The sequence below is a fragment of the Paenibacillus alginolyticus DSM 5050 = NBRC 15375 genome (genome assembly GCF_000422905.1).
GTDB lineage: Bacteria > Bacillota > Bacilli > Paenibacillales > NBRC-103111 > Paenibacillus_E > Paenibacillus_E alginolyticus.
Genome location: NZ_AUGY01000023.1, coordinates 57,375 through 81,205, shown reverse-complemented (window position 1 = coordinate 81,205; position 23,831 = coordinate 57,375). Strand labels below are relative to the sequence as shown.

The following is a 23,831-nucleotide window of genomic DNA, read 5'->3' as shown; positions in this document are numbered from 1 at the left end:
GGACTGTGAGTACAGGTCAATTAAAAAAAGGAGAGGATCATTATGCAAAGCTTAGTTTGGACAAAAGCGGAGTGGATGGAAATCCAAGAGGTGGCAATACCCGTGATAAACGAGGAAGAAGTGTTAGTCAAGGTAGACGCAGTAGGCATCTGTGGGTCAGAAATCGAGGGATATCTTGGTCATAACAGTTTGCGTGTACCACCTTTAATCATGGGTCATGAATTTAGCGGAACCATACATGACCTAGGTGCCAAGGTAAATGGACTGACGAGAGGACAAAAGGTGGTGGTGAATCCGCTGCTTTCCTGCCGAAAATGTATTTCATGCCGCAAAGGATCCGTGCATCTTTGTGTAAACCGGACCATTATCGGAATTCATCGCCCGGGTGCTTTTGCTGAGTATGTTAACGTTCCTTCATCTGCTGTTCATGTAATACCCGAGACGATGAATTCATTTCGGGCAGCACTAGTTGAACCCCTAGCCTGTTCTCTTCGAGCGACACGACGGGCAATGGAGAAGCATCCGTTCGCCAATGTTGTGGTCTTTGGGGCTGGAACGATTGGCTTATTAAGCTTTCTTACCGCTCAAATTTTGGGAGCATCAAGGGTGATCGTGGTGGACACAAACGAATCACGTTTAAAAACGCCACAGAGACTTGGAGCAACAGGAACCATTTCCCCTAGAGAGCACGGCTATATTCAGAGGATTAAAAAAGTGATGGGACCCTTGGGTATTGATGTTGTAATAGATGCAGCTGGTTTTCAGCCTACTCGATCAGCTGCCATCGAGCTAATTAATCCTGGAGGGACCGTCATGAATATAGGACTTGGTATAGATAAGACGGAAGTTCCAATCAACGTATGCATTCGCAATGAAATAAACCTACTGGGCTCCTTCTCATACCAAGATCAGGATTTTGATTATGCTGTTGAACTTTTGAAGAGCGGCAAGATCGATCACGCCGAGTGGTCGGAAATACGTCCTCTAAAAGACGGAAATCAAGCATTTCAAGATCTAGTTCAAGGTAAAGTAGAGAATGCCAAGATCTTTTTAGCCCTATAAGCTAATTGAACCATCAAATGATTTCCCAACAGGATCCTTACCTAACATGGGTGACATCGAAATCCAAATTAACGGATACAGAGGACTTCGAGTTTGAAGCCTATTTTAAGCCTGAAGTGATTTATATTCACTCTCTTTACGGGAGTACAATCTAATTATTGCCATATATCGAATTCTCGAAGGCCTATTTTTAACAGGATTTTACGCAACCAACGGTGCTTTACGGCTTCTTATCCGTTAATGAAATTTTAAAATGCTTAAAATTAGAGGCTTGGGAAATGTGTATGCTTTTCATTTCCCAGGCAAGCGCATCAATCGAGTTTGTATGCGTGAATATGACAGAGCATGCCTGTCCTCCTGTCGTTTATGGGGACGTATGAACATTATTTTGTTAACATAACTTTAGTTATGTTAAATTATATTTACAATTGCATCTTATTCCGATAAATAAGCGGAGAGTCGCCAACGTATTTTTTGAATAAACGAGAAAAATAAAAGACGTCTTTATAACCAAGTGAATCTGCGATCTCCTTAACAGTATCGTCTGTATTCAGCAGAATGTTTTTCGCTGCTGCCATTTTTAAACGGTGAATATAGGCTCCAAGTGGGTAGCCGGTATATTCGTTTACGATCCTCCGAAGAGTGGAAAGCGAGATATGGTGGCGTTTTGCAATAAGCGTCGCGTCAAATGGCTGGAACAACGAATCTCCGAGATCGGCCATGAGATCGATCAATTGCTGTGTTTTTGTCGTTTCCGCCGGTACTTGATCTTCCAGAATAAATTCAAAAAGCAAGGATTCAAGCAGCAAGGCAGCACGATCAATATTATCGGGTATTCCGCTTTCCATGAGAATAAAAATGCGTTCGATCCGATTGTGCTGAGCAGCATCTTCATGCCCAACCTGTTTCGCCATATCGACTTGTGTAAGCCAACTGCTCAGCCATTCCGCAATTCGGCTTCCCTCGAATGTGAAGTAGTACTCGTCCCAATAACCGTCTACATCAGGCCCATAGTTATAAACAGCTCCAGGTCGAAGGAAGAACAGGCTTCCGCTTTCAATATGTTGAACGGCGCCATCATCGACTTGATAGGAGCCTTTTCCACCTGCTATATAGACAAATGCCCATTTCTCAAATGACGCGTTTGATCGAAAGGAAATACGGCCTGGAAGATGCCCAACAGCACGGATAATCAAGGATTGCAGCTTTAATTTACTGGAATCAATGGGTAATGAAATGATCCGAAGCGGATAAGGACTGATCATATAGTCCATGAATCTTGGCATATCGTGTATTCCCTCCGTATATACTCCATGGTTTCGTTGATAAAGTGTAAAAAGTGAAAGAAAAGAGAGCAGAGAGAGAACATGACAACATCGCTCTAACGTTTATTAATGATAAATGTAAGCTCAAGTATTATTTTCAACTACATGGTATTTTGTTATATTGAATGAGCTGACACCTGTTCATCAGGCTCGAGTTTTGGTTTGGTGGGAACTGCTGTTAGTACTTTCACGGATTATGATGTTGGCGATTGTACTCGGAATTACAGACTTTAATGGCTGTAAATGAGCGTGCAATAAAATGTGAATCCAAGCCATAAACAAAGCGGTGTGAACAAAAATGTATCATATGTTGCGAAACGAGTCTCTTTGACCCTCTTAAATAAACCCACATACTTGAAATCCCCAATTGCACGGAGTCCAAATACGAAGACACATACCCAACCGAAACGAATGCCATCTCTATCATTATTCTAACTGAAATAAGCTTTTTTCAACAGGAAAAAGCACGAAATGATAGAAACACCCTGTTAATTATGAATTAGCTACATAAAATATTAACATCATTAATCATATTTTCATCACCTTGAAGTAGGAATATCGTGTTTTTATGTAAGGCAAAGCTTTTCGAGTGCCCAGATTTTAACCTTTAATTTTTTAGCAAAATGTAAAAGCGGTGATGTATCTGGAAGCTGAATCCCAAATGAATACGGGAGGGTAGCTTCAGCCGATTGTAAGGGCCATGGATCATGATCGATTTCTCCTCGATACACATTGCCGCGGCGATCTGTGCAATAGAGACAATAACGTTCGGTTAACCAATATTCGAGAGTTTCAGGATTTGCTAATTGTATGTCGGATGATGGGCGATATTCACCAGCAAATTCACCATGTCGTGCACGGTTATCTTTTCGTAAACTTTGGTAGAATATGGTGTTCTCTGCCTGATGTTGAACTTGAATATGTGCATAAAAGTACGGAAGATGGAAAGCGAAGCGTGCTGCTTCAACAGCGAATCGGTTATGAGCATCTAGACTGAAAAAGTAAACGCCGGGTTTACCTTGTATGGTTACGTAGGTCCTTACATTGATTTCTGGAAAGGCTGAAAAGTAAGGTAACGGAGGTAAACCTCTAGGTGCTATGCCTGACATGTGGAAGGGGACAACACCGATCCATGCTGTTCCGTCAAAGGTATCAATAGGGATAGGGCGGGTAGGAGTGGTCTTAATGTTTCGATGGAAATGGGCCAATGAGCAAAGAGTAAATCATTCCAGATTTGGTGCATGATCCAGGGCTTGTTAGTTAACGGCCATGATCGACTCATAAGTGATACTCCTTCTGTACTCGCGACTTTGAAATTTATTATGTAGATTAGATTAATCGTATTGATTTAGTGAGCCGTTGTAAAGGGTTTTGCAAATTTACGCAACTTGATGGGGAATGGTGGGGAAACTATGTTATAATAAAGCACACAATTGAATGAAAGCAGGCGACTTACACAGCATGAATGGCCAAAATCGTAAAGATGTGATTCCAGGTATTGAAGTGAATATTGTTTTGAAGCAAGACCAACGCAGCGGGAAGTTAACGCGTGGAATTGTCAAAGATTTATTAACGAACTCGCCTACCCATCCGCATGGAATTAAAGTAAGACTTGCAGATGGACAGGTTGGACGTGTCAAAGAAATTTTATCGCCGGCAAGGTGATTTATAATCCAGGGGGAACGTGAGATGGCGAAAGCAAAAGTAGCAAAAAGACCAACGCGGGATGAATTTGTATTGGAAGAGATCGGCAATCAATTGTCCGAAGCGAAGCAGGAGAACTCCGAGATTGTGCTGACCGTTTGGGGGCGTGAAGAACCTGTTCGCGGGCTCATTACAACGATGGATTCTCGGACTGGAAGAGTACATATGGAAACAAATGGTGAAATTGATAAAGTACCGTTCATGGACATAATGAAAGTCGAATACCCGCGGGACTAAAACCGGATAAACGGTTAATATGCTTATTCTGCAGTTCTTTGCACGGGATAAGCGCCAATTGACCGTTTTTTTCTGTCAAAAAAATTGCACTAAATCTATATTTAACGCAACTTAGATTGTAACGGACGGAGTGAATAGGATTGGAGCAAGTGTACGAGTATGATGATGAGTATTTGGAATTATTCGATTCATGGATGAAAGATCAGGGCTTTACAAAACGAACTCAACAAGCTTATTTAGGGGATGTTCGGTTATTCCTTTCCAATATAGAGAAATCTTTACCCACCATTGAGGCAATTGATATCATGCGCTTCTTGACGAAAATGAGACAGGGCGGGGCAGGGGATGCCGCGCGTAATCGCTATTTATCTTCGATTCGGACATTTTTCGCGGCGTTGATCGAACTTCAAATTGTGCAAAGCAACCCTTCACTTAACGTGAAGAAATCGAAAGTCGAGAAAAACCAAATTCCTACGTTTCTCAGCGAGCAGCTGCTTGCAGTGTTTTTACAATCGATCGAGGGGAAGTATCAGATCCGGAATGTGGCCATGTTTCTATTGATGAGTTATGCAGGTTTGCGTGTAAGTGAACTGCATCGACTAAACATCGCTGATTTCAATCGTTCCACAAATACGCTGCAGGTATTTGGCAAAGGGCGGAAATGGCGTGTCATCCCTCTTCCTGCCGAACTGGTTAAAGTTCTGAATAAAGCATTAATGGAACGAATGGATACAAGGAACTCGGCGGAGCAGCCATTTTTTGTTTCTCAATTTGGTCGGCGAATTAGTGTTCGTATGATTCAAACAATTGCAGAGAAGTATTTCGAGGTACTGAAGAGGCAGTATGCTGAACTACAAGGGAAGTCGATCTCAAGCCACAAGCTTCGGCATACGTTTGCCACGATGCAGGTTCTGGCGGGAACGGATATCCGAACTTTGCAGGAATTACTTGGACATGCGAGCATCCAGACCACGCAGATTTATACGCATGTCGGAGATAAACAAAAGCAGGATGCAATGAACCGGGTTTCGGCGTTTATTCCAGCAGGGATGGGGATATAGAACGGGAGATGTAATAATTAGTTCCGGTGGTGCATATAAGGCAACAAAGAGATTACAAAGAAGGATCCAAATTTTGAATAAGTTCTCTTTGGTAGGAGGCATATTTATGGCTATAAGACCCCCCATTTTACAAAGGGGTGATACCATCGGAATTGTTACTTTAGGAAGTCCGCTTGACGCAACTATCATTGATGAAAGAATTAAAACACTTGAAAATATGGGATTCAAAGTTGTAATTGGAAAATATGCGTATGCCTATGGAGGCATTGTAGCCTCATCAGCGCAACAGCGTGCTGAAGACCTTATGAGTATGTTTCAAAATCCCAGTGTGAAGATGATTTTACCTACAAGAGGAGGGACAGGGGTCAAAGATATTTTGCCATACCTCAATTATACGATTATCAAAAACAATCCTAAAATCGTAACTGGATACAGTGATATCACGATTTTATTAAATGTCCTGTACCAATTTTCCGATTTAATTACTTTTCAAAGTCTATTGTTAATTGACTTTAGCACGAGCACACCAACATATAACTTCAACCAATTTTATTCGGCTACATCAACTTTCAGTAGTCCAAGAGTGATACAGAATCCACCCGGAATGCAGCAGACCAGTCTGATTGAGGGGAATGTTAGAGGTCCGATCGTTGGGGGGAATCTCACTTCATTTGTGGATACCCTTGGAACTCCATATGAAATTGATACGACCGGTAAAATATTGGTCATAGAAGAGACACACGAAGCAACGAATGTGATTTACCGTTATTTGACTCGTCTGATTATGGCAAGGAAATTTCAGGATTGCATTGGTGTAGTAATGGGACAATGCACGAATTGCACCATATCTTATTCTACGACTTATAATGACTTAATAGCTGGGTTGATTGTTCCACAAGGAAAACCTCTTATGACCAATGTAAGCACAGCTCATGGCCTTTATAAAGCGGCAATCCCCATTGGAGCGAACGTAAATCTCGATACTTACAATAACAGGCTTACTGTGCTTGAACCCACGGTATCACCTTAGAGCACATTAAACAACTTGTCTATAATAAAAAAAAAGCCGGTGAAAACCGGCTTTTTCGCATACTAGTTAATTAAACGACGAGCACCCCAATAATGTGCATCATAGTAGGGAGTACCAAAGAATGTGCTAATCTTTACTTCTCTCGTTCCCATCGTTCCTGCTTGAAGAATTTTATTATTTCCAAGATAGATGCCTACATGGGAGACTCCGCTTGTATAAGTTCCTTCTAGAAATACAAGATCACCTTTACGCAGATCACTTTTAGCTACTGGCGTTCCTAATTGACTCAACAATGCTGACGAATGAAGAAGGTTAAACCCGTGTTGATTAAACGCATATTGTACAAAGCCTGAGCAATCAAAAGCAACATACGGCGTATTGCCGCCAAATACATATGGCGTTCCGAGCTGCGTCATTCCTGTCGCAATGATGGCATCTGCTTTTACTTCCCAGCTCTGTTTAGTAGAAGCTTTAACTGGAAGATTAATTACAACACCTGCGTAAATATTTTGTTGATTAACATTTGGATTATTTGCGATGAGATCAGCTAATGGAACATTGAACTTCTGTGAAATGGACCAGAAAGTGTCAGCATCCGTAGCGACGTATTGATTCGAAGGTGCCGCATTTGCGATTCCGCTGAATAAAAGACTTGTCGCCATTGCGGTTGTAAGAATAAACTTTCTCATGAATTTCCTCCTAGATGTTATATGTAGTTACTTAAACATTCTATCAGAATGAATAAATAGAGAATATGAGCAAAATATGGATAAAAGTGAGGTGAGGGTGTTTGCCCCATATTTGTTTACATAATATATGTTATGTTCATAATATTTAAAAACCTTAGAATGAACATCTTGCCTTCCAATTTAAGAGAAAAAAATTCGAGTAGGGGGAACTAGCTTTTTATCAATACTATGGAGTTGATTTATTAGCTGTTTTACACTATGTCAAATGCAGATCCTAAATTTGGAACACTTTGTATAATGTAATCCGTCAGACAAGTTATATAATATTACATATATAGTTATTATACATTACATTTACATAACGCCCAATATGCCGTTAGCTTGGGCTTGTATTGTCATCGCAGCTATCCTAGGAAATGTTTTATATACGATCATTCAACTTGTAGAAAAATGCTTTATTCCGTGGTCAATTTCCAATCACTAAATGAAAATGAATAATTAACATGAGCATCAAGGGATGACACCATCATTACATACATAGAAATAAATAGGAGAGGATTGGTTCGATTGAAAAAGAGAATCCTTACTGGCAAATTGGCTTTGAAGTAACCGGCCGATTTGACTGCGGCTGTCGATAAAACGATTATACAAGGCAAGTGAGTTTTGCAAAGAAAGAGGGTCGTGGCTGACTGAAGTCTGCGATCCTTCTTTACATCATCAGGAGAGGGGAACTGAGCATATGAGCGCTAACGAGGTAAGTGATCTGCTAACGAAGGAGGACCTGCTTGAGAAGGATCGCAAATATGTGTGGCATCACATGTCAGCACATAATGAGAATCCGATGATACTTGCTTCTGGTGAGGGAAGCTGGGTGACGGATGTGGATGGGAATCGATATTTGGATGGTATGTCCGGATTATGGTGCGTTAATGTGGGTCACGGTAGAAAAGAAATTGCAGAAGCGGCCGCTGAACAAATGATGAAAATCGCTTATGCTACGCTCGTTCAATCCCATGTGCCTGCCATTGAATTAGCCGCGAAATTGAATGAGTGGCTGGATGGCGAATACCGGATCTTTTACTCGAATTCGGGGTCGGATGCCAATGAAGTGGCCTTTAAGATTGCCCGCCAATACCATCATCAGAACGGGAAGCCTTCCAAACATAAGTTCATCTCGCGGCATCGCGCTTATCATGGCAATTCCATGGGAGCATTGGGTGCAACAGGGCAAGCTCAGCGTAAGTTGAAATATGAACCGCTCGGTGTGGGCTTCCAGCATGTGCCGCCGCCGTATTGTTATCGCTGTCCATTCGGCCAGATGAAAGGGTCATGCAGCTTTCAGTGCGCCAAAGCCATTGAGGATGCCATCGTTTGGGAAGGGGCGGATTCTGTTGCAGGCGTAATCGTGGAGCCGGTGATTACGGGAGGCGGAATGATTGTTCCTCCGGACGAGTACCTGCCCATGGTGCGCAGTATTTGTGATAAGCATAATGTGCTGCTCATTGTCGATGAAGTGATTTGCGGATTCGGTCGATCAGGGGAGAAATTCGGTCATCTGAATTATGGCGTGAGACCTGACATCGTGACGATGGCCAAAGGCTTGACCAGTGCGTACTCGCCTCTTTCTGCAACCGCTGTTTCGGCGGAATTGTATGAATCGTTCAAAGAAAAAGAAGCGACCAGCCATTTAAGACATATCAATACATTCGGAGGTAATCCAGTCTCTTGCGTGGTTGCGATGAAAAATATGGAGATTTTGAAAAAAGAAAACTTGGTTGCGCGCTCTGCTCATATCGGAAACACATTTAGAGCTCAATTAGAACCTTTGCTTGAACACCCTCACGTTGGCGAGATACGCATTTTCGGATCAGCGATGGGCATCGAGCTCGTAGAAGATCAAGTGTCGAAGGTTCCGGCGACAGCTGAACGGGTGATGAAGATCATTGCAGGCTGCAAGCAAAAGGGTCTGCTTATTGGGAAGAACGGAGATACGGTGCCTGGATTCGCTAACATTCTCACGCTTAGTCCGCCGTTATCTTCGACAGACGAGGATGTTGCTTTTATCATCGAGACCTTGCTTGCTGTGTTTGATGCTAATCAGGAGAAAGGATGATAAATCTTGCCTAGTGCACCTCAGATACAAATTAACACTTCTCGACTGCAGCAGCGAATTCAGGAGCTCGCCGAAATCGGGAAAATTGGAGAGACGGGCGTATGCAGATTAGCCTTGTCCAAAGAAGATCGAGAAGGCGTGGAGTTAGTGAAAAGTTGGATGCAGGAAGCTGGGATGGAAGCTTCAATCGATCCATTCGCCAACTTAATTGGCGTGCTTAAGGGGAGCAATCCGAATGCGCCTGTACTTATGCTAGGCTCTCATGTGGATTCGCAGCCTTATGGCGGTAGATTTGATGGTGCGATAGGCGTACTTGGTGCGATTGAAGTGGTCCAAACGCTGGTGGAGGAAGGGATAACGCCAGAATGTAACATTGAAGTTGTGGCTTTCTGCGATGAAGAGGGCTGTCGATTCAACAAAGGGCTTTTCGGCGTTCGTGGCATGACCGGGAAGCTTGAAGAACATGAGCTGGAGCGTTCGGACAAAAATGGCATTACACGAAGAGAGGCTTTGATTCAGTTCGGGTGCGACCCGGCTGACTTCGAGAGCTACGTATTTCAAGAGGGTCGGATAGGCGCTTTTCTGGAGCTGCACATTGAGCAAGGTCCAGTTCTGGAGTCACTTGATGCTCCGATTGGTATCGTCAGCGGCATCTCTGGTCCATTATGGCTCACGGTGGAGATGAACGGCTTCGCTGGACACGCTGGTTCGGTGCCGATGTCGATGCGCCAAGACGCGCTTCTAGGCTGCGCCAAAATTATCGTGGCGCTCAACGAGTTAGTGCGGCAGGAACCAGGTGCGCCGACCGTCGGAACGGTGGGCTCCCTTACGGTGTTCCCAGACTCCCGCAATATCATCCCGGAGAAGGTATCCTTCACCATTGACTTGCGGGACATTGATTTGCGGCGGCGCAATGCGCTTGAAGCGGAGCTGCTCAGCGTGATCGAGAACGTGTCGCGCGAGCATGGTCTCACCTATACGATTCGCGAAGATACGAAAAGTGAACCCCGCTACTGCGCGAACTGGATCAAGCAAAGCCTGCATCAGGAAGCATCTCTGATGGGGTTGACCCCGCCAGAGCTGATGAGCGGACCTTTCCATGATTCGCTCACGATGTCTTATGTGTGTGACTATGGGATGATTTTCGTTCGATGTCTGGAAGGCATCAGTCACAATCCCAAAGAATATGCTAGTCCAGAGGACATTGCGCTGGGCACGGAGCTTTTATACCGCACCGCACGCCGGATCGCCACGGAAAAGGGGGGATTTCAGCCATGAGCAAGGTGAAAATTGGCCTCATTCAAGCCTCGCATGATGTGCATGGTGACGAGGCTGTGGCCAAGCACAAAGAAGCAGCGATACAAAAGCATATCGCATTAGTTCGTAAAGCGGCTCAGCAGGGCGCGCAAATCATTTCTTTGCAAGAAATTTTCTATGGTCCTTATTTCTGCGCAGAGCAAACAACAAGGTGGTACGATGCCGCAGAGGAAATACCGAAGGGGCCAACGACTATGCTCTTTCAGGAATTGGCGAAGGAGCTCGGTGTTGTCATCATCCTGCCCATTTATGAGAGAGAAGGCATCGCTTCGTACTACAATACGGCTGCTGTGATCGATGCGGATGGTGCCTATTTGGGCAAATACCGCAAACATCACATTCCGCATGTGGCGGCAGGCGGCGGATCTTGCGGGTTCTGGGAGAAGTATTATTTTAAACCAGGTAATCTGGGCTATCCCGTGTTTGATACAGCTTTTGCTAAGGTTGGGGTTTACATCTGTTACGATCGCCATTTTCCAGAAGGGGCAAGGGCTCTCGGACTTGGCGGAGCGGAAATTGTGTTCAATCCTTCCGCTACTGTAGCGGGGACTTCGGAGTATCTCTGGAAGCTCGAACAGCCCGCTCACGCCGTGGCCAACGGGTATTATGTCGGTGCCATTAATCGTATTGGTCTTGAAGCCCCATGGAACATGGGTGAATTCTATGGTCAATCCTACTTGGTGGATCCGCGTGGCGCGATCGTTTCCATAGGAAGTCGGACCAAGATGAAGTGGTCATCGGTGAAATGGATAAAGAGTTAATCCGTGAAGTCCGCAATGTTTGGCAATTTTATCGGGATCGCAGACCTGAAACCTATGATCAAATTGTTAGCTTATAAGCGTGGGAGGGGGAGCGAAGATGAGTTCAACATTTATTTCCTTAACCGATTTGAAACGCAATTTTGCCGAGGTCAAATCCGGCATGAAGCCGAAAGAGGCGATCGAGGAATCGAACCGCTGCTTATTTTGTTACGATGCTCCTTGCATCCGTGCCTGTCCAACGGGTATTGATATTCCTTCTTTTATCAAAAAGATTGCTTCCGGCAATCTCAAAGGCTCCGCGCGCACGATCATGGATGCGAATCCGGTAGGGGCCTCCTGCTCAAGGGTATGTCCTACAGAAGAGCTTTGCGAAGGAGCTTGTGTACTCAATCATTCGTCCAAGCCCATCCTAATTGGCAACTTACAGCGTTATGCGACGGATTGGGCTATCAAGAATGAACAACTATTGTTCAAGGCCGGGACAAGTAATGGGAAATCGGTTGCTGTGATTGGCGGCGGACCTGCTGGTTTATCGGCAGCTCGGGAGCTTGCCCGCTTCGGGTTCAAGGTTACGGTGTTTGAGGCGAAGGAGCAGGCCGGAGGGTTAGATACCTTTGGGATTGTATCGTTTCGATTGCCCCAGGAGATTTCGCTATGGGAAGTCGAGCAAGTTAGGCAGTTAGGTGTAGAATTCCGTATGAACACGCGAGTCGGCATAGATGTAAGTGCGACAGAGCTGGTCAACGATTATGATGCCGTAGTTCTGGCTGTAGGAATGTCGAAGGTTCCTATGCTGAGTATTGAAGGTGAAGCCTTGACGGGCGTGTACGATGCTATTGATTTTGTGGAATCCACGAAGACCGAACAGGAGTTGGATACATTCCTCATTGGGAAGCGGGTAGCGGTTATTGGAGCGGGGAATACCGCCATTGATGCGGCCACGTGCTCAGTGAGGCTAGGAGCTGAAAAGGTGCAAATTGTGTATCGGCGTACACAGGAAGAGATGACAGCGTATGATTTTGAATATGATTTTGCGAAGCAGGATGGCGTTGCATTTCAGTGGCTTACAGCTCCAAAACGGGTCATCGGGGATGCGAATGGAAATGTTGTGGCTTTAGAATGCCTGCAGATGGAGCTTGTGGATGTGGAAGTGGGGCGCAAACGTCCGGTTCCCATTGAAGGCTCAGAATTCATCATTGAGGTGGATGCTGTTATTAAGGCGATTGGGCAGACGAAACATGTTTCCCTCATTGATCAATTCGAACTTGCCCATACGCGAGGAACCGTTACGGTTGATCCTTCAACAGGTCAAACGTCCAATCCCAAGGTGTATGCTGCGGGTGACGTCATTTTCGGAGAAGGTCAGGGTGAAGCGATGGTTGTATCTGCAGCTCAGCAAGGCAAACAAACGGCTTATGCTATATATAACCAACTGGTGAATAGGGGAAATGCATCGGCTTAATGAGTATCTAAATGGATCAGGAGGGATTCAACATGGCTGATTTGCGCATAAATCTGGCAGGTATTGCTTCACCTAATCCGTTCTGGTTGGCTTCGGCGCCACCGACCAATACGGGTTATCAAGTTCAGCGCGCTTTCGAAACGGGGTGGGGTGGAGCGGTTTGGAAAACACTTGGTGATCCCATTATTAATACGTCTTCGCGCTTTGCGGCCATTCATTTCAACGGGCAACGAGTTGCAGGCTTCAATAATATTGAACTTATCACGGATCGACCGCTCGAGATCAATCTCAAAGAGATTTATGAGACGAAGAAACGTTTTCCGAATCACGCGATTGTTGTATCCCTGATGGTAGAACCGAACCGGGAGAAGTGGCATGAGATTGTGAAAAAGGTCGAAGCTGTCGGTGTAGACGGCTTGGAGCTGAACTTTGGCTGCCCGCACGGGATGGCTGAACGCGGCATGGGCGCTGCTTCTGGGCAGCAGCCGGATCTCGTGGAGGCGCAGACGATGTGGGTGAAGGAAGCGGCGACGACGCCGGTTATCGTGAAGCTGACACCGAACATCACCGATATTACAAGCACCGCAAAGGCGGCGGTTCGAGGCGGAGCGGATGCGATTTCGTTGATCAATACGATCAACTCACTAGCAGGGGTTGACATAGATACGTGGAACACGATTCCTCATGTTGGGGGCAAGGGCTCGCATGGCGGGTATTGCGGACCGGCAGTTAAACCCATTGCCCTCCATATGGTTGCAGATTGTGCGCGAAATCCAGAGGTTGGCGTGCCTATTTCTGGCATTGGCGGTATCTCTAATTGGCGAGATGCTGTTGAGTTCATGCTGATGGGCGCGACTGGCGTTCAAATATGCACGGCGGCGATGCACCATGGTTTCCGCATTGTGGAGGATATGATCGATGGCTTGAACAATTATTTGGATGAAAAAGGTCTCGTCAGCGTCACTGATTTGATCGGGAAATCCATTCCGCGCTACTCCGATTGGGGGAACTTGGATTTGAACTATGCTGTTGTGGCGCGAATTGACACGGATACTTGTATTAACTGCAACAAATGCCATATTGCCTGCGAGGATACTTCGCATCAATGCATCGATATGTTGACCGACGATCAAGGTCAGTCCTATTTGCAAGTACGAGAAGAAGATTGTGTAGGATGTAACTTATGTGCGATTGTTTGTCCCGTAGATGGTGCTATTTCTATGATTGAGGTATCAGGAACGGATGCGCCAATGACGTGGAACGAAAGACAGGAGGCTATTGGCAAGCTGTCAGAAGGCAAAGATTCTACCAAGAAGGAGGCTGTGTAACCATGTCTAAGCTCATTAAGAACGGAACGGTCGTGACGGCTGTTGACCAGTATCAGGCGGACGTCCTTATCGAGAACGGGATCATTACGCAAATAGGTCTGAACCTTTCGAAGGAAGGGGCAGAAATTGTTGATGCCTCAGGTCATTATGTGTTTCCAGGCGGCATTGATCCGCATACCCATCTTGAGATGCCTTTTGGCGGCACGGTTACAGCCGATGATTTCGAGACCGGTACAACAGCGGCTGCTTTCGGAGGTACGACGACTATCATTGATTTTTGTTTAACGAACAAAGGACGACCGCTGAGTCAGTCTGTTCAAACTTGGCATCAAAAAGCCGCCGGCAAAGCCGTCATCGACTATGGATTTCACTTAATGATTGCAGAAATCAACGATGAAGTGCTGGCAGAGCTGCCGAAAATGATTCACGAAGAGGGGATCACCTCGCTCAAAGTGTTTATGGCTTATAAAAATGTGTTCCAAGCCGACGATGGCACGCTGTATCGGACATTGCTCGAGGCAAAGCGGCACGGAGCACTTGTCATGGTACACGCTGAGAACGGTGATGTAATTGAATATTTGATTAAAGAAGCGCTGGAAGCGGGAAATACGGATCCGATTTATCATGCACTAACGCGTCCATCTTTAATTGAAGGAGAAGCAACAGGGCGTGCGGCTAAGCTTACTGCTTTGGCAGGTTCTCAGCTCTATGTTGTTCATGTGACGTGTGAGGAAGCCGTTCAGCAGATTGCGGAAGCGCGGAATCAAGGTGTAGATATCTGGGGGGAAACGTGCCCGCAGTACTTGATGCTGGATCAGACTTATTTAGAAAAACCGAATTTCGAAGGGGCTAAGTACGTATGGTCGCCTCCGCTGCGACCCCAGTATCATCAAGAGACGCTGTGGACCGCTTTGAAAAATGGACAGCTCCAGACGCTCGGATCTGATCACTGCTCTTTTAACTTTAACGGGCAAAAAGATTTGGGGCTTGGTGATTTCAGCAAAATCCCGAATGGAGGACCCTGCATTGAGGATCGCTTCTCCATCCTATATTCAGAAGGCGTAGTGAAGGGCCGCATCACGCTCAATCAATTCGTAGATATCGTGTCTACACGAATTGCGAAACTTTTTGGCTTATTTCCGAAAAAAGGGACCATCGCTGTCGGATGCGACGCGGATATTGTCATTTTTAATCCGAACGTAACTAGGACGATCTCAGCAGAAACTCACCATATGAATGTGGATTACAATCCATTTGAAGGCATCGTGATCTCTGGGGAGCCTGTCACTGTACTGTCTCGAGGTGAATATGTCATCCGGAATAAACAATTCGTAGGCACGGTGGGTGCCGGGCAATTCGTGAAGAGAGATACTTATCATGCAGCTTCTCGCGAAGTAAAGCCGGGGAAAGAAGAAGCTGTCAAAGGGGGAGCCACACATGTCTGAGTATGTGCAATTTAAGCTAGAGAAGCAGAAATTGGATGACTTTGTGGCTCAGAAGTTCAGAATCGTCGGGGTGAAGGAAGATCTGGAGGGAGCGTGGCTCGATCTCGAACATCCCGGCGGTGAAACGGCGAATCTCCAACTAAAGACGGCCAATGCTAGGAAGTATTATGTGTCCTTGCTCCATAAACAAGATCAAACGCAGGCTTAAACGATCGCGCCATGCATGTATTCAAAGCCGTGTAGGGCGAGCTCAATCGCTATCCTCTTGTCAGGATGCATGTAATCATCGCCAAGCAGCGCTGAAATTTTATCCAATCGATGGTACAGCGTTTGCCGGACGATATACAGCTCCTTGGCCGTTTCCTGTTTTGATCCACAAAGCGCTAAATAAACTTTCATAGTCTTCAGAAGCTGTCCGTTTTTCTCCCGATCATCATGAATTAATTTCCCAATGTATTCATCGATGAATGACTCTAATATACCGGTTTGCTTCATTTTTAGGATCACTTTATTGACATGCTGCTCATGATAGAAAGGACTTGCGCACATTCCTGTATCTTTCTGAATCTCAATCGTTTCTTGGGCGGTCTGATAGCTTTCCTTCACGCGCGTGGGGTCACTTAACGTTTTCCCAATGCCAAACAAAGGGGAGAACAAGATTGTTTCTTGATTAGCCTCTGATTTTTGAAGTCTTTGAATGGCTCTGGGGATCCGTTCTTGGCAGGGCATTACTGACAATTGGTCAAGTAGAATGAACACGATTTGATCACCTATGACGGTTGGCATGAGATAGAAACCTTCACCTTCGAATAGCGCGCGCGCAATCATTTGCTTCTGTAAGAGCAGATCTTCATAGTCCTTGGAGGATACGGCTGATGAGACGATGTGAAAGATACAAACGATGGTTTGGCTGAGCTTCATGGAAGGCTTGATGGAGAACATATAATCGCGAATTTCTTGCGCATTATGCTTGCCGTTCAACCAATCTGTGATCCAGAGATTCTGTTTATACCGCGTTTTCTCCTCCATATATTTCGTACGCATCATTTCTTGTGCAATGGCTGTTGCGAACCTGTCTAAGGCAAGGATTTGAAATTCACTGAGTTCCTGCTCGGCATATAAAAGTAGGTCTGCGAACAGATGTTCTAAGGCTAAAATAGGGCGATGGGCCAGTTTGCTTTTAGCATTAGGTAGTTGAAAGATCTCACCATAAATCCATTTCTCATAAAAGGCATCGGCCTTCGCTTTCGGAAGGGTAGGGACGAACTGCGCCTCCGCGCCGAAGGGAAAGAAGGCGACTTGTGAGTGTGTTGTTTGATTCAGCAGCTTTAAGAGGGACTGCAGTCCTTTCCCGGAGAGGAGCAGCTGATTCAGTTGGGTGGAGAGGGATTCCAGGTCTGACACCATTTTGTGATGCTGATGGATGAAATAGGTGTGTAGGTCCTGTGTGATGTCAATGTATCGTACTTCTTCGTGGAAAAAGATAAGAGGAAAATTCTCTTGGATGGCAAGCTGCTTCATCCGTTCAAGCGGCTGTTTCGTATACGTGCCGAGCTCGATACATAATCCGGAGGCACCGCTGTCGATCAACTGCTGCAAAAAGGAGAGACTAAGCTCCTCGTTGTCATGCCAACCGATGCCTGTGCTTAGAATAAGCTCATTCCCATTGAGAAGATGGCCGACTTGGGTCACTTCCATGATATGAACCCAACGTACCTTTCGGTTCAAAGCTTCCTCGCTTGCGATGGCTTCTGCATTGTGGAAAAGTGGTCTCTGCATAATATCTTTCACTGTTAATTGTAAGAGTGTTTGTACCAAGCGAGTTCACCACCTTCATGTAAGGGATGTTAACGTGACAGAGCGGAAGAGTAATTTCACCTATTATACAATGTGTCCAAAGACTTTTGGGAAAAATTCTTTTTACCAGGAGATGAATGAATATGAAACTATTACAAAACTTCATAAATGGTGTTTGGATCGATTCCGACAGCGGTTCAGTGAGTGATGTGATGAATCCGGCAACGGGAGAAATCATCGCCCGTGTGTCGCTTTCTTCCTCTAAAGACGTGGAAGCTGCGGTTCAAGCGGCACAAACGGCTTTCGAATCATGGAGTAGAACGCCTGTACCCAAACGAGCAAGAGTATTGTTTCACTATTGGCAGTTATTGCATGAACATGAGCAAGAAATTGCCGAGCTCATTACGTCTGAAAATGGTAAAAGCTATAAAGAAGCATTAGGTGAGGTGCTCCGTGGGATCGAATGCGTAGAATTTGCAGCAGGAACGCCTTCGCACATGATGGGTTCAACATTGGCTAATATATCTGCCGATATGGACTCGGAGCTATTTCGTGTGCCGCTCGGCGTGGTTGGAGGGATAACACCCTTTAACTTTCCAATGATGGTGCCATGTTGGATGTTTCCCTTAGCCATTGCTTGTGGGAATACGTTCGTGTTAAAGCCATCGGAACGAACACCGTTGACTGCAATAAAATTAGCAGAATTGTTTCAAGAAGCGGGGCTACCGGATGGAGTACTGAACGTCGTCCATGGTGCACATGATGTCGTCAATGCACTGACAACGACGCCCGCCGTGAAAGCTATCTCCTTCGTAGGCTCGCAGCCGGTTGCAAAATATGTCTATGAGAAGGCTTCTTCCGCAGGTAAACGTGTGCAAGCGCTAGCAGGGGCCAAAAATTATCATATCGTGATGCCCGATGCCCATGTTGAAAAATCGGTTGAGAACATTATCATGTCTTCTTTTGGCAGCGCGGGGGAGAGATGTATGGCTTGCTCGGCTGTAGTGGTTGTTGGGGATGGTGAGAATTTCGTGAACTTGCTTCTTCAAGCAGCCCGGAATATGGTGCTTGGCAATGGGATGAGTGATGAAGTAACCCTCACGCCGATTATTCGAAGCGAGCAACGGAGCAGGATTGAAGCCTTTATTGACACAGGGATAGAGGAGGGGGCGGAGCTTTTATTAGATGGAAGACATGCGGAGGCTTGTTCAGCAGAAGGGTTTTTCCTTGGGGCTACGGTCTTTGATCATGTGAAACCGACTATGACGATTGCGAAAGAGGAAATATTTGGGCCGGTCTTATCCCTGTTTCGTGCTGAGAATCTGGACGAAGCGCTGCTCCTTGTGAATCAATCGCGTTTCGGCAATTCGGCCGTCATCTATACGGAAAATGCCAAAGCTGTACGCAAATTTCGAGAAGAAGTGGAAGCGGGAATGCTCGGCGTAAACGTTGGCGTACCGGCTCCGATGGCCTTTTTCCCATTCTCCGGCTGGAAAGACTCCTTCTATGGGGATTTGCATGCCAATGGCAAAGATGGAGTAGAGTTTTATACGAAGAAAAAGATGATAACATCACGTTATTTTTGAAATTAGCTTTTAAAAAATAGGAGAATGAGGGCCGCGAGCGATTGCGGCTTTTTTGCCGTTGTGTATGGACAAGCTTTAATCGTTGATGTAGGTTAATGAATAGGGAATTAAGGGGGAGACACAAGTGATTAGAATATTGGCTGTTAATGAAGAACAGGAGATTATCCATATATCCTCATTAGACGATCTTAAACATTCAAATATAGATCGGTACTGGGTAGATTTCAATGCGCCTTCCAAGGAGGAGGCTTTACTTTTACAAAAACATTTTCAATTTCATCCACTTGCTGTAGAAGATTGCTATCATTATCTGCAGCGACCTAAACTAGATCATTATGAGGATACTCATTTTTTTGTCCTTCATGCTTTGCATCCTGAAACGTTAGCTGCGGAAGAGGTTGATTTGTTCTGGGGCACTAACTTCATTGTTACTTTTCATTATTCACCGTCTAAGGAAATTGATGAGGCATGGCATCGCATGGCAGAACAACAAAAGTTTAGTGAGAAAGGTATTATATACACGGCCTATTTAATTATAGATAAGCTGGTAGATGAATATTTCCCTAGTCTATATCAAATCGAAGATCAGTTAGATGAAATTGAAGTAAAAGGTAAAACTGTTCCGGTACATATCTTAATGAATGAGATATTTGAAATCAGAGCTAAGCTATTAAAGATTAGAAAGACAATTGTTCCTATGAGGGATCTGCTCTATCGTGTTATTAATACCGAAAAAATTGAAGGTCTTAAAGAACATGTCATTTATTTTACAGACATCTACGATCATTTGCTAAAGCTCTCCGAAATTATTGACTCCAACCGAGATTTAACTGCGGATATACGAGATAGTTATGTTTCCATAAATTCCTATCGTATGAATACGATCATGAAGACTTTAACGGTGATTACGACGATTTTCATGCCTCTGACATTTATAGCAGGGATATATGGGATGAATTTTCAAAATATGCCGGAACTTACTTGGCGTTGGGGATATTTTGTTGTGCTATTTATCATGTTCGGCATTGGCTTCGGTATGTATTGGCTGTTCCGAAAAAAGAAATGGTTTGATTGATTAGTACAGTTAAATATTAATGTCATTAATTATTAGTGGAGGACGCTTCCTTTATGAAGGCTAAACAAAAAAAGCATAACACGATGGGGCAATATGCGGAGCTGCTTAGCCGATATTTGTTCCCGCAAAAGGGTACGCTCATTGCATTGACGATGCTCTTATTCGCATCTATTGGTCTTCAGCTCATCAACCCGCAAATTATTCGCTATTTCATCGATACTGCTCAAAAGCAAGGAGCGATGCAGCCACTGATCACAGCCGCGATTATGTTTATTGGCTTTGCGCTTGTTCAACAATTGGTCTCAGTCATTGCTACCTATTTTAGTGAAAATGTAGGGTGGAAAACGACGAATAAGCTGCGAGTGGATCTGGCCGCTCATTGCTTATCACTGGATATGTCTTTTCATAAATCACATACATCAGGCTCGCTCATCGAGCGTGTTGATGGGGATGTGAATGCACTAGCCAATTTCTTCTCGAGCATGATCATTCATTTATTAGGAAATTTGCTTTTGATGGCCGGCATTATTATTTTGTTGCTTCGGGAAAATTGGTTGATTGGGGCGGGGATGGCCTTTTTCGTCATTTTTGCGGTCTTTATGATTCAGTGGATTCGTAAATTTGCTGTTCCAGTTTGGGCGGGATGGCGGCAGGCGAACGCGGAGTTCTATGGTTTTATTGGCGAGCATTTGGAAGGAACAGAAGATATTCGTGCCAATGGTGCTGTTGGGTTCGTGATGAATCGTTTCTATACCATGCTTAGAAAAATGCTGCCGCTTCGGGTCAAAGCCTTTCTCGGTTTCTGTGCGATGTGGAACATGTCTATTTTCGTTTTTGCGCTTGGCAACGCCATGGCGTTTGGCATTAGCGCTTATCTATGGCACACCCAGCATATCTCTCTAGGTACTGTGTATCTGATTTTCTTTTATACGGAATTGTTAGCCAAGCCGATTGAAAAGATCCGTACACAAATGGAAGATTTGCAAAAGGCAGACGCTAGTATTTCTCGTATTCGCGAGCTTTTCGCTATTCAGTCTGAGATTAAGGATGGGACTGGAGCTCCGTTACCGGAAGGACCGCTCAGTGTTGAATTCCGTGATGTCACGTTTAGTTATGATGGGGATCAGCCTACAATTGAGGGGTTAAATCTGACGTTGAAACCTGGAGAAATCCTTGGACTCCTTGGCCGCACGGGTAGCGGAAAGTCAACGATGGCAAGATTGCTTCTACGTTTTTATGATCCTCAAAGTGGAAGTATCGCGCTTGGTGGTACGGATATCCGAAGCTGCAAGTTAGTTGATCTACGTAAACGTGTAGCCCTTGTGACACAAAATATTGAAATCATGCAAGGGACCATTCGAGATAACTTAACGTTCTACGACGATTCGATCACGGACGAACAAATTATTGAAGTACTCAAGGAGCTTGGTCTTGGAGCGTGGTATGAAGCCATGCCTGAAGGGCTAAATACAGGTTTAGCCTCCGGAGGAGGAAGCCTGTCAGCAGGAGAAGCTCAGCTGCTAGCCTTCGCACGGGTTTTCTTAACGAATCCGGGACTTGTGATCATGGACGAAGCTTCTTCAAGACTTGACCCGCTGACAGAGCAGCGTATGGAAAAAGCGGTTTCTAAGTTGTTGACAGAGCGGTCCTGTATCATGATTGCCCATCGACTAACAACCGTTCAACGAGCGGATCATATTCTTATTCTGGATAATGGGCGCGTGTTGGAATCGGGAAAAAGAGAGCATCTGGCCGCAGATCCGAATTCTCGCTTCAGCCAATTACTAGCCACAGGCTTAGAGGAGGTATTGGCATGAATACGTATCAATATTTGTGGCGGCTTATCATGTACCGTCCAATACGGTATCTGGTCAATGCCATTGCTTGGACGGTTATTTATTTGGCGCCGATTGCACCTGGACTTATTACGAAAGAGTTTTTCGATTCTCTAACAGGTAAGTCGGCGCTTGGTTACGGTGTTTGGGGACTTATCGCATTGTTGATGGCTGCCGCTATAGGTCGCATCATGCTGATAGTGATTGGTTTTATTACGGATGTTAATTTTCGTTTTCGTATGGGAATGCTGCTGAGGCGCAATCTGCTTGAGCATGTATTAAAGCAGCCGGGGGCACAGGCAATTCCTGTATCTCCGGGGGAAGCGATCAGTCATTTCCGAGATGATGTCGATCAATCGGAAGAGGCAGCTAGCTGGTCGGTCGATGTGTTCGGGATGACTTGTTTTGCCCTCGTGTCGGGCTATATCCTGATTCGGATTGATGCTCAAATGACTCTGCTCGTGTTTATGCCAATCGTTCTCGTCATTACAGCTGCGCAATTGGCTACGGTGCGTTTGCAGAAATATCGTGCAGCCAGCCGCGAAGCGACGTCCAAGGTAACGGGAGAGATTAGCGAAATGTTTGGCAATGTGCAGGCGATTCAAGTGGCTGGAGCGGAGAAACGAGTGATCGCTCGGTTCAGGAGCTTCGGTGACGACCGCAGGAAAGCGATGTTGAAGGATCGGCTCATGGGTGAACTGCTGGATTCGGTATTTTCAAACTCGGTTAACTTGGGGACGGGACTTATCTTATTGCTAGCTGGAACAAAAATGAGAGCTGGGACGTTTACCGTCGGAGATTTCGCTTTATTCGTGTACTATTTAACTTTTGTTACGCAGTTTATTACAAATGTGGGTAAATTTATTACGTATTTTAAGCAGATGAGTGTGTCGTTGGAGAGATTGACGTTTCTTTTGCAGGGGGCATCGGCGAAGGTTCTTACGATGGTTAATTCTTTGCATTTGAAGGCGGAGAGTAAAGTGGCGGAGGCTGCTGTGTCCACTGTCCCTTTGGCTCAGGAAGGGATAGAGATGCAGCGTCAGAGTGGGGATGAGCGTGAGGGAAGAGTAAAGATAGAGCAAGGATTCGAGCGCTTTAACGCGGATATGTCACAGCAAGAAGAAGGATTTGAGCGTGAATTTGCGGTTGGTGAAAAGGTAGAGGGGCAATTCAATCATGAAGACCAGATAGCAGCCTCACTGCAGCGGCTTGATGTGAATGGACTGAGCTACGCCTACTCGGATACAGGCAGAGGGATCTCGGACATTCACTTCAGCTTGAAAAGAGGATCGTTCACCGTGATTACGGGAACGATCGGTTCGGGCAAGACCACGCTTGTTCGCTCCCTCCTTGGGCTGCTGCCCAAGGGAGAGGGAACGATTGCGTGGAACGGTGTGCCCGTCGAAGACCCGGGCACATTCTTTACACCGCCGCGGAGCGCTTATACCGCGCAGGTGCCGCGGCTATACAGCGATACGCTGCGCAACAATATTTTGCTCGGGCAAGCGGAGCAAGGCGATAGCTTGCAGCTGGCCTTACACGCGGCGGTGATGGAGGTCGACGTCGCGCAGCTGCCTGGCGGGCTGGACACCGTCATCGGCCCGCGCGGGGTGAAGCTCTCCGGCGGGCAAGCGCAGCGGACGGCTGCAGCGCGCATGCTCGTACGCGACGCAGAGCTGTACGTCTTCGACGACTTGTCGAGCGCGCTCGACGTCGAGACGGAACAGAAGCTGTGGGAGCGGATGTTCGAGCGTCGAAGCGACGCGACCTGCCTGGTCGTATCCCACCGCAAAACGGCACTCACGCGGGCGGACCACATCATTGTGATGAAGGAGGGCCGCATTGAGGCCGAAGGAAACTCGGAGGAACTGCTGCGGCAGAGTGCGACGTTCCGGGAGCTGTGGTATGGCGATGAGCGGCCATCATCATGATTTAGTAGAGAAGCCTGAGAGTCGGGCTTCTTTTTTTTTTGTATAAAGGAAATTTGTGAGGGTTTCACGAACA

Annotated in this window: 19 protein-coding genes and 2 pseudogenes; 16 read left to right on the top strand and 5 right to left on the bottom strand. The window is 45.7% G+C overall.

Annotated elements, in window-relative coordinates; genetic code table 11:
* Positions 1-42 precede the first annotated feature (42 nt).
* On the top strand, positions 43-1,062 hold the full coding sequence (locus G519_RS0112595) for an alcohol dehydrogenase catalytic domain-containing protein (protein WP_029195004.1): 1,020 nt from the start codon (positions 43-45) through the stop codon (positions 1,060-1,062).
* A 422-nt stretch (positions 1,063-1,484) separates the two neighbouring features.
* Here the strand turns inward: G519_RS0112595 and G519_RS0112590 are convergent, their stop codons facing one another.
* The 3 genes and pseudogenes from G519_RS0112590 to G519_RS48925 all read right to left on the bottom strand — a co-directional run bounded on the left by G519_RS0112590 (position 1,485) and on the right by G519_RS48925 (position 3,669).
* Positions 1,485-2,348 carry a helix-turn-helix domain-containing protein gene (locus G519_RS0112590; RefSeq protein ID WP_029195003.1) on the bottom strand — a complete coding sequence of 288 codons (864 nt, stop codon included), beginning with the start codon at positions 2,346-2,348 and terminating at the stop codon, positions 1,485-1,487.
* Between the two features lie 269 nt (positions 2,349-2,617).
* The gene (locus tag G519_RS48930) at positions 2,618-2,800 is read right to left on the bottom strand and encodes a DUF3995 domain-containing protein (protein ID WP_084160136.1); all 183 of its coding nucleotides are present in this window, start codon (positions 2,798-2,800) and stop codon (positions 2,618-2,620) included.
* Between the two features lie 153 nt (positions 2,801-2,953).
* Positions 2,954-3,669, bottom strand: a pseudogene (locus tag G519_RS48925) (YqjF family protein).
* 179 nt (positions 3,670-3,848) lie between these two features.
* On the opposite strand from G519_RS48925, the gene G519_RS0112580 reads away from it, so the two are divergent.
* The 4 genes from G519_RS0112580 (at position 3,849) to G519_RS0112565 (ending at position 6,419) form a co-directional block, all read left to right on the top strand.
* Positions 3,849-4,052 carry a YwbE family protein gene (locus G519_RS0112580; RefSeq protein WP_029195001.1) on the top strand — a complete coding sequence of 68 codons (204 nt, stop codon included), beginning with the start codon at positions 3,849-3,851 and terminating at the stop codon, positions 4,050-4,052.
* Between the two features lie 24 nt (positions 4,053-4,076).
* Positions 4,077-4,328, top strand: coding sequence for a YolD-like family protein (locus tag G519_RS0112575; RefSeq protein WP_029195000.1), 252 nt, complete (start codon positions 4,077-4,079; stop codon positions 4,326-4,328).
* Between the two features lie 149 nt (positions 4,329-4,477).
* Positions 4,478-5,389, top strand: coding sequence for a tyrosine-type recombinase/integrase (locus G519_RS0112570; protein ID WP_244280102.1), 912 nt, complete (start codon positions 4,478-4,480; stop codon positions 5,387-5,389).
* A gap of 106 nt (positions 5,390-5,495) precedes the next feature.
* The gene (locus G519_RS0112565) at positions 5,496-6,419 is read left to right on the top strand and encodes a S66 peptidase family protein (protein WP_029194998.1); all 924 of its coding nucleotides are present in this window, start codon (positions 5,496-5,498) and stop codon (positions 6,417-6,419) included.
* A gap of 62 nt (positions 6,420-6,481) precedes the next feature.
* Here G519_RS0112565 and G519_RS47405 read toward each other — a convergent pair whose 3' ends face one another.
* Positions 6,482-7,108 (bottom strand): C40 family peptidase, encoded by a 627-nt coding sequence (locus G519_RS47405; protein ID WP_029194997.1) that lies wholly within the window; start codon positions 7,106-7,108, stop codon positions 6,482-6,484.
* A 739-nt stretch (positions 7,109-7,847) separates the two neighbouring features.
* On the opposite strand from G519_RS47405, the gene G519_RS0112555 reads away from it, so the two are divergent.
* From G519_RS0112555 to G519_RS0112525, 7 genes and pseudogenes are all read left to right on the top strand, one after another.
* On the top strand, positions 7,848-9,221 hold the full coding sequence (locus tag G519_RS0112555; RefSeq protein WP_029194996.1) for an aspartate aminotransferase family protein: 1,374 nt from the start codon (positions 7,848-7,850) through the stop codon (positions 9,219-9,221).
* A gap of 3 nt (positions 9,222-9,224) precedes the next feature.
* Positions 9,225-10,499 (top strand): M20 family metallo-hydrolase, encoded by a 1,275-nt coding sequence (locus G519_RS0112550; RefSeq protein ID WP_036632781.1) that lies wholly within the window; start codon positions 9,225-9,227, stop codon positions 10,497-10,499.
* Positions 10,496-11,376: pseudogene (locus G519_RS42800) on the top strand (nitrilase-related carbon-nitrogen hydrolase). Before G519_RS0112550 ends, G519_RS42800 begins: the two are co-directional and overlap by 4 nt.
* A gap of 20 nt (positions 11,377-11,396) precedes the next feature.
* On the top strand, positions 11,397-12,761 hold the full coding sequence (locus G519_RS0112540; protein WP_029194994.1) for an NAD(P)-dependent oxidoreductase: 1,365 nt from the start codon (positions 11,397-11,399) through the stop codon (positions 12,759-12,761).
* 32 nt (positions 12,762-12,793) lie between these two features.
* Entirely contained in the window at positions 12,794-14,089 is a 1,296-nt protein-coding gene (gene preA / locus G519_RS0112535) for an NAD-dependent dihydropyrimidine dehydrogenase subunit PreA (RefSeq protein ID WP_029194993.1), read from the top strand.
* 2 nt (positions 14,090-14,091) lie between these two features.
* Positions 14,092-15,534: a dihydropyrimidinase gene (hydA, locus tag G519_RS0112530; protein WP_029194992.1), complete on the top strand. Its 1,443-nt coding sequence runs from the start codon at positions 14,092-14,094 to the stop codon at positions 15,532-15,534.
* On the top strand, positions 15,527-15,742 hold the full coding sequence (locus G519_RS0112525; protein WP_029194991.1) for a hypothetical protein: 216 nt from the start codon (positions 15,527-15,529) through the stop codon (positions 15,740-15,742). Before hydA ends, G519_RS0112525 begins: the two co-directional genes overlap by 8 nt.
* On the opposite strand, the gene G519_RS0112520 is transcribed toward G519_RS0112525, so the two are convergent.
* The gene (locus G519_RS0112520; RefSeq protein ID WP_029194990.1) at positions 15,739-17,352 is read right to left on the bottom strand and encodes a PucR family transcriptional regulator; all 1,614 of its coding nucleotides are present in this window, start codon (positions 17,350-17,352) and stop codon (positions 15,739-15,741) included. The genes G519_RS0112525 and G519_RS0112520 overlap by 4 nt on opposite strands.
* A gap of 122 nt (positions 17,353-17,474) precedes the next feature.
* On the opposite strand from G519_RS0112520, the gene G519_RS0112515 reads away from it, so the two are divergent.
* The 4 genes from G519_RS0112515 to G519_RS0112500 all read left to right on the top strand — a co-directional run bounded on the left by G519_RS0112515 (position 17,475) and on the right by G519_RS0112500 (position 23,758).
* Positions 17,475-18,917, top strand: coding sequence for a CoA-acylating methylmalonate-semialdehyde dehydrogenase (locus tag G519_RS0112515; protein ID WP_409372010.1), 1,443 nt, complete (start codon positions 17,475-17,477; stop codon positions 18,915-18,917).
* 124 nt (positions 18,918-19,041) lie between these two features.
* Entirely contained in the window at positions 19,042-19,992 is a 951-nt protein-coding gene (corA, locus tag G519_RS0112510; protein WP_029194988.1) for a magnesium/cobalt transporter CorA, read from the top strand.
* Positions 19,993-20,045: 53 nt separating this feature from the next.
* The gene (locus G519_RS0112505) at positions 20,046-21,809 is read left to right on the top strand and encodes an ABC transporter ATP-binding protein (RefSeq protein WP_051253350.1); all 1,764 of its coding nucleotides are present in this window, start codon (positions 20,046-20,048) and stop codon (positions 21,807-21,809) included.
* A complete protein-coding gene (locus G519_RS0112500; RefSeq protein WP_029194986.1) occupies positions 21,806-23,758 on the top strand; it encodes an ABC transporter ATP-binding protein in 1,953 nt (650 codons plus the stop codon). Before G519_RS0112505 ends, G519_RS0112500 begins: the two co-directional genes overlap by 4 nt.
* Positions 23,759-23,831 lie beyond the last annotated feature (73 nt).

Coding starts and splice junctions, on each gene's coding strand:
- G519_RS0112595 (WP_029195004.1), top strand. CDS start 43: ATGCAAAGCTTAGTTTGGACAAAAGCGGAGTGGATGGAAATCCAAGAG.
- G519_RS0112590 (WP_029195003.1), bottom strand. CDS start 2,348: ATGCCAAGATTCATGGACTATATGATCAGTCCTTATCCGCTTCGGATC.
- G519_RS0112580 (WP_029195001.1), top strand. CDS start 3,849: ATGAATGGCCAAAATCGTAAAGATGTGATTCCAGGTATTGAAGTGAAT.
- G519_RS0112575 (WP_029195000.1), top strand. CDS start 4,077: ATGGCGAAAGCAAAAGTAGCAAAAAGACCAACGCGGGATGAATTTGTA.
- G519_RS0112565 (WP_029194998.1), top strand. CDS start 5,496: ATGGCTATAAGACCCCCCATTTTACAAAGGGGTGATACCATCGGAATT.
- G519_RS47405 (WP_029194997.1), bottom strand. CDS start 7,108: ATGAGAAAGTTTATTCTTACAACCGCAATGGCGACAAGTCTTTTATTC.
- G519_RS0112555 (WP_029194996.1), top strand. CDS start 7,848: ATGAGCGCTAACGAGGTAAGTGATCTGCTAACGAAGGAGGACCTGCTT.
- G519_RS0112540 (WP_029194994.1), top strand. CDS start 11,397: ATGAGTTCAACATTTATTTCCTTAACCGATTTGAAACGCAATTTTGCC.
- preA (WP_029194993.1), top strand. CDS start 12,794: ATGGCTGATTTGCGCATAAATCTGGCAGGTATTGCTTCACCTAATCCG.
- hydA (WP_029194992.1), top strand. CDS start 14,092: ATGTCTAAGCTCATTAAGAACGGAACGGTCGTGACGGCTGTTGACCAG.
- G519_RS0112525 (WP_029194991.1), top strand. CDS start 15,527: ATGTCTGAGTATGTGCAATTTAAGCTAGAGAAGCAGAAATTGGATGAC.
- G519_RS0112515 (WP_409372010.1), top strand. CDS start 17,475: ATGAAACTATTACAAAACTTCATAAATGGTGTTTGGATCGATTCCGAC.
- G519_RS0112505 (WP_051253350.1), top strand. CDS start 20,046: ATGAAGGCTAAACAAAAAAAGCATAACACGATGGGGCAATATGCGGAG.
- G519_RS0112500 (WP_029194986.1), top strand. CDS start 21,806: ATGAATACGTATCAATATTTGTGGCGGCTTATCATGTACCGTCCAATA.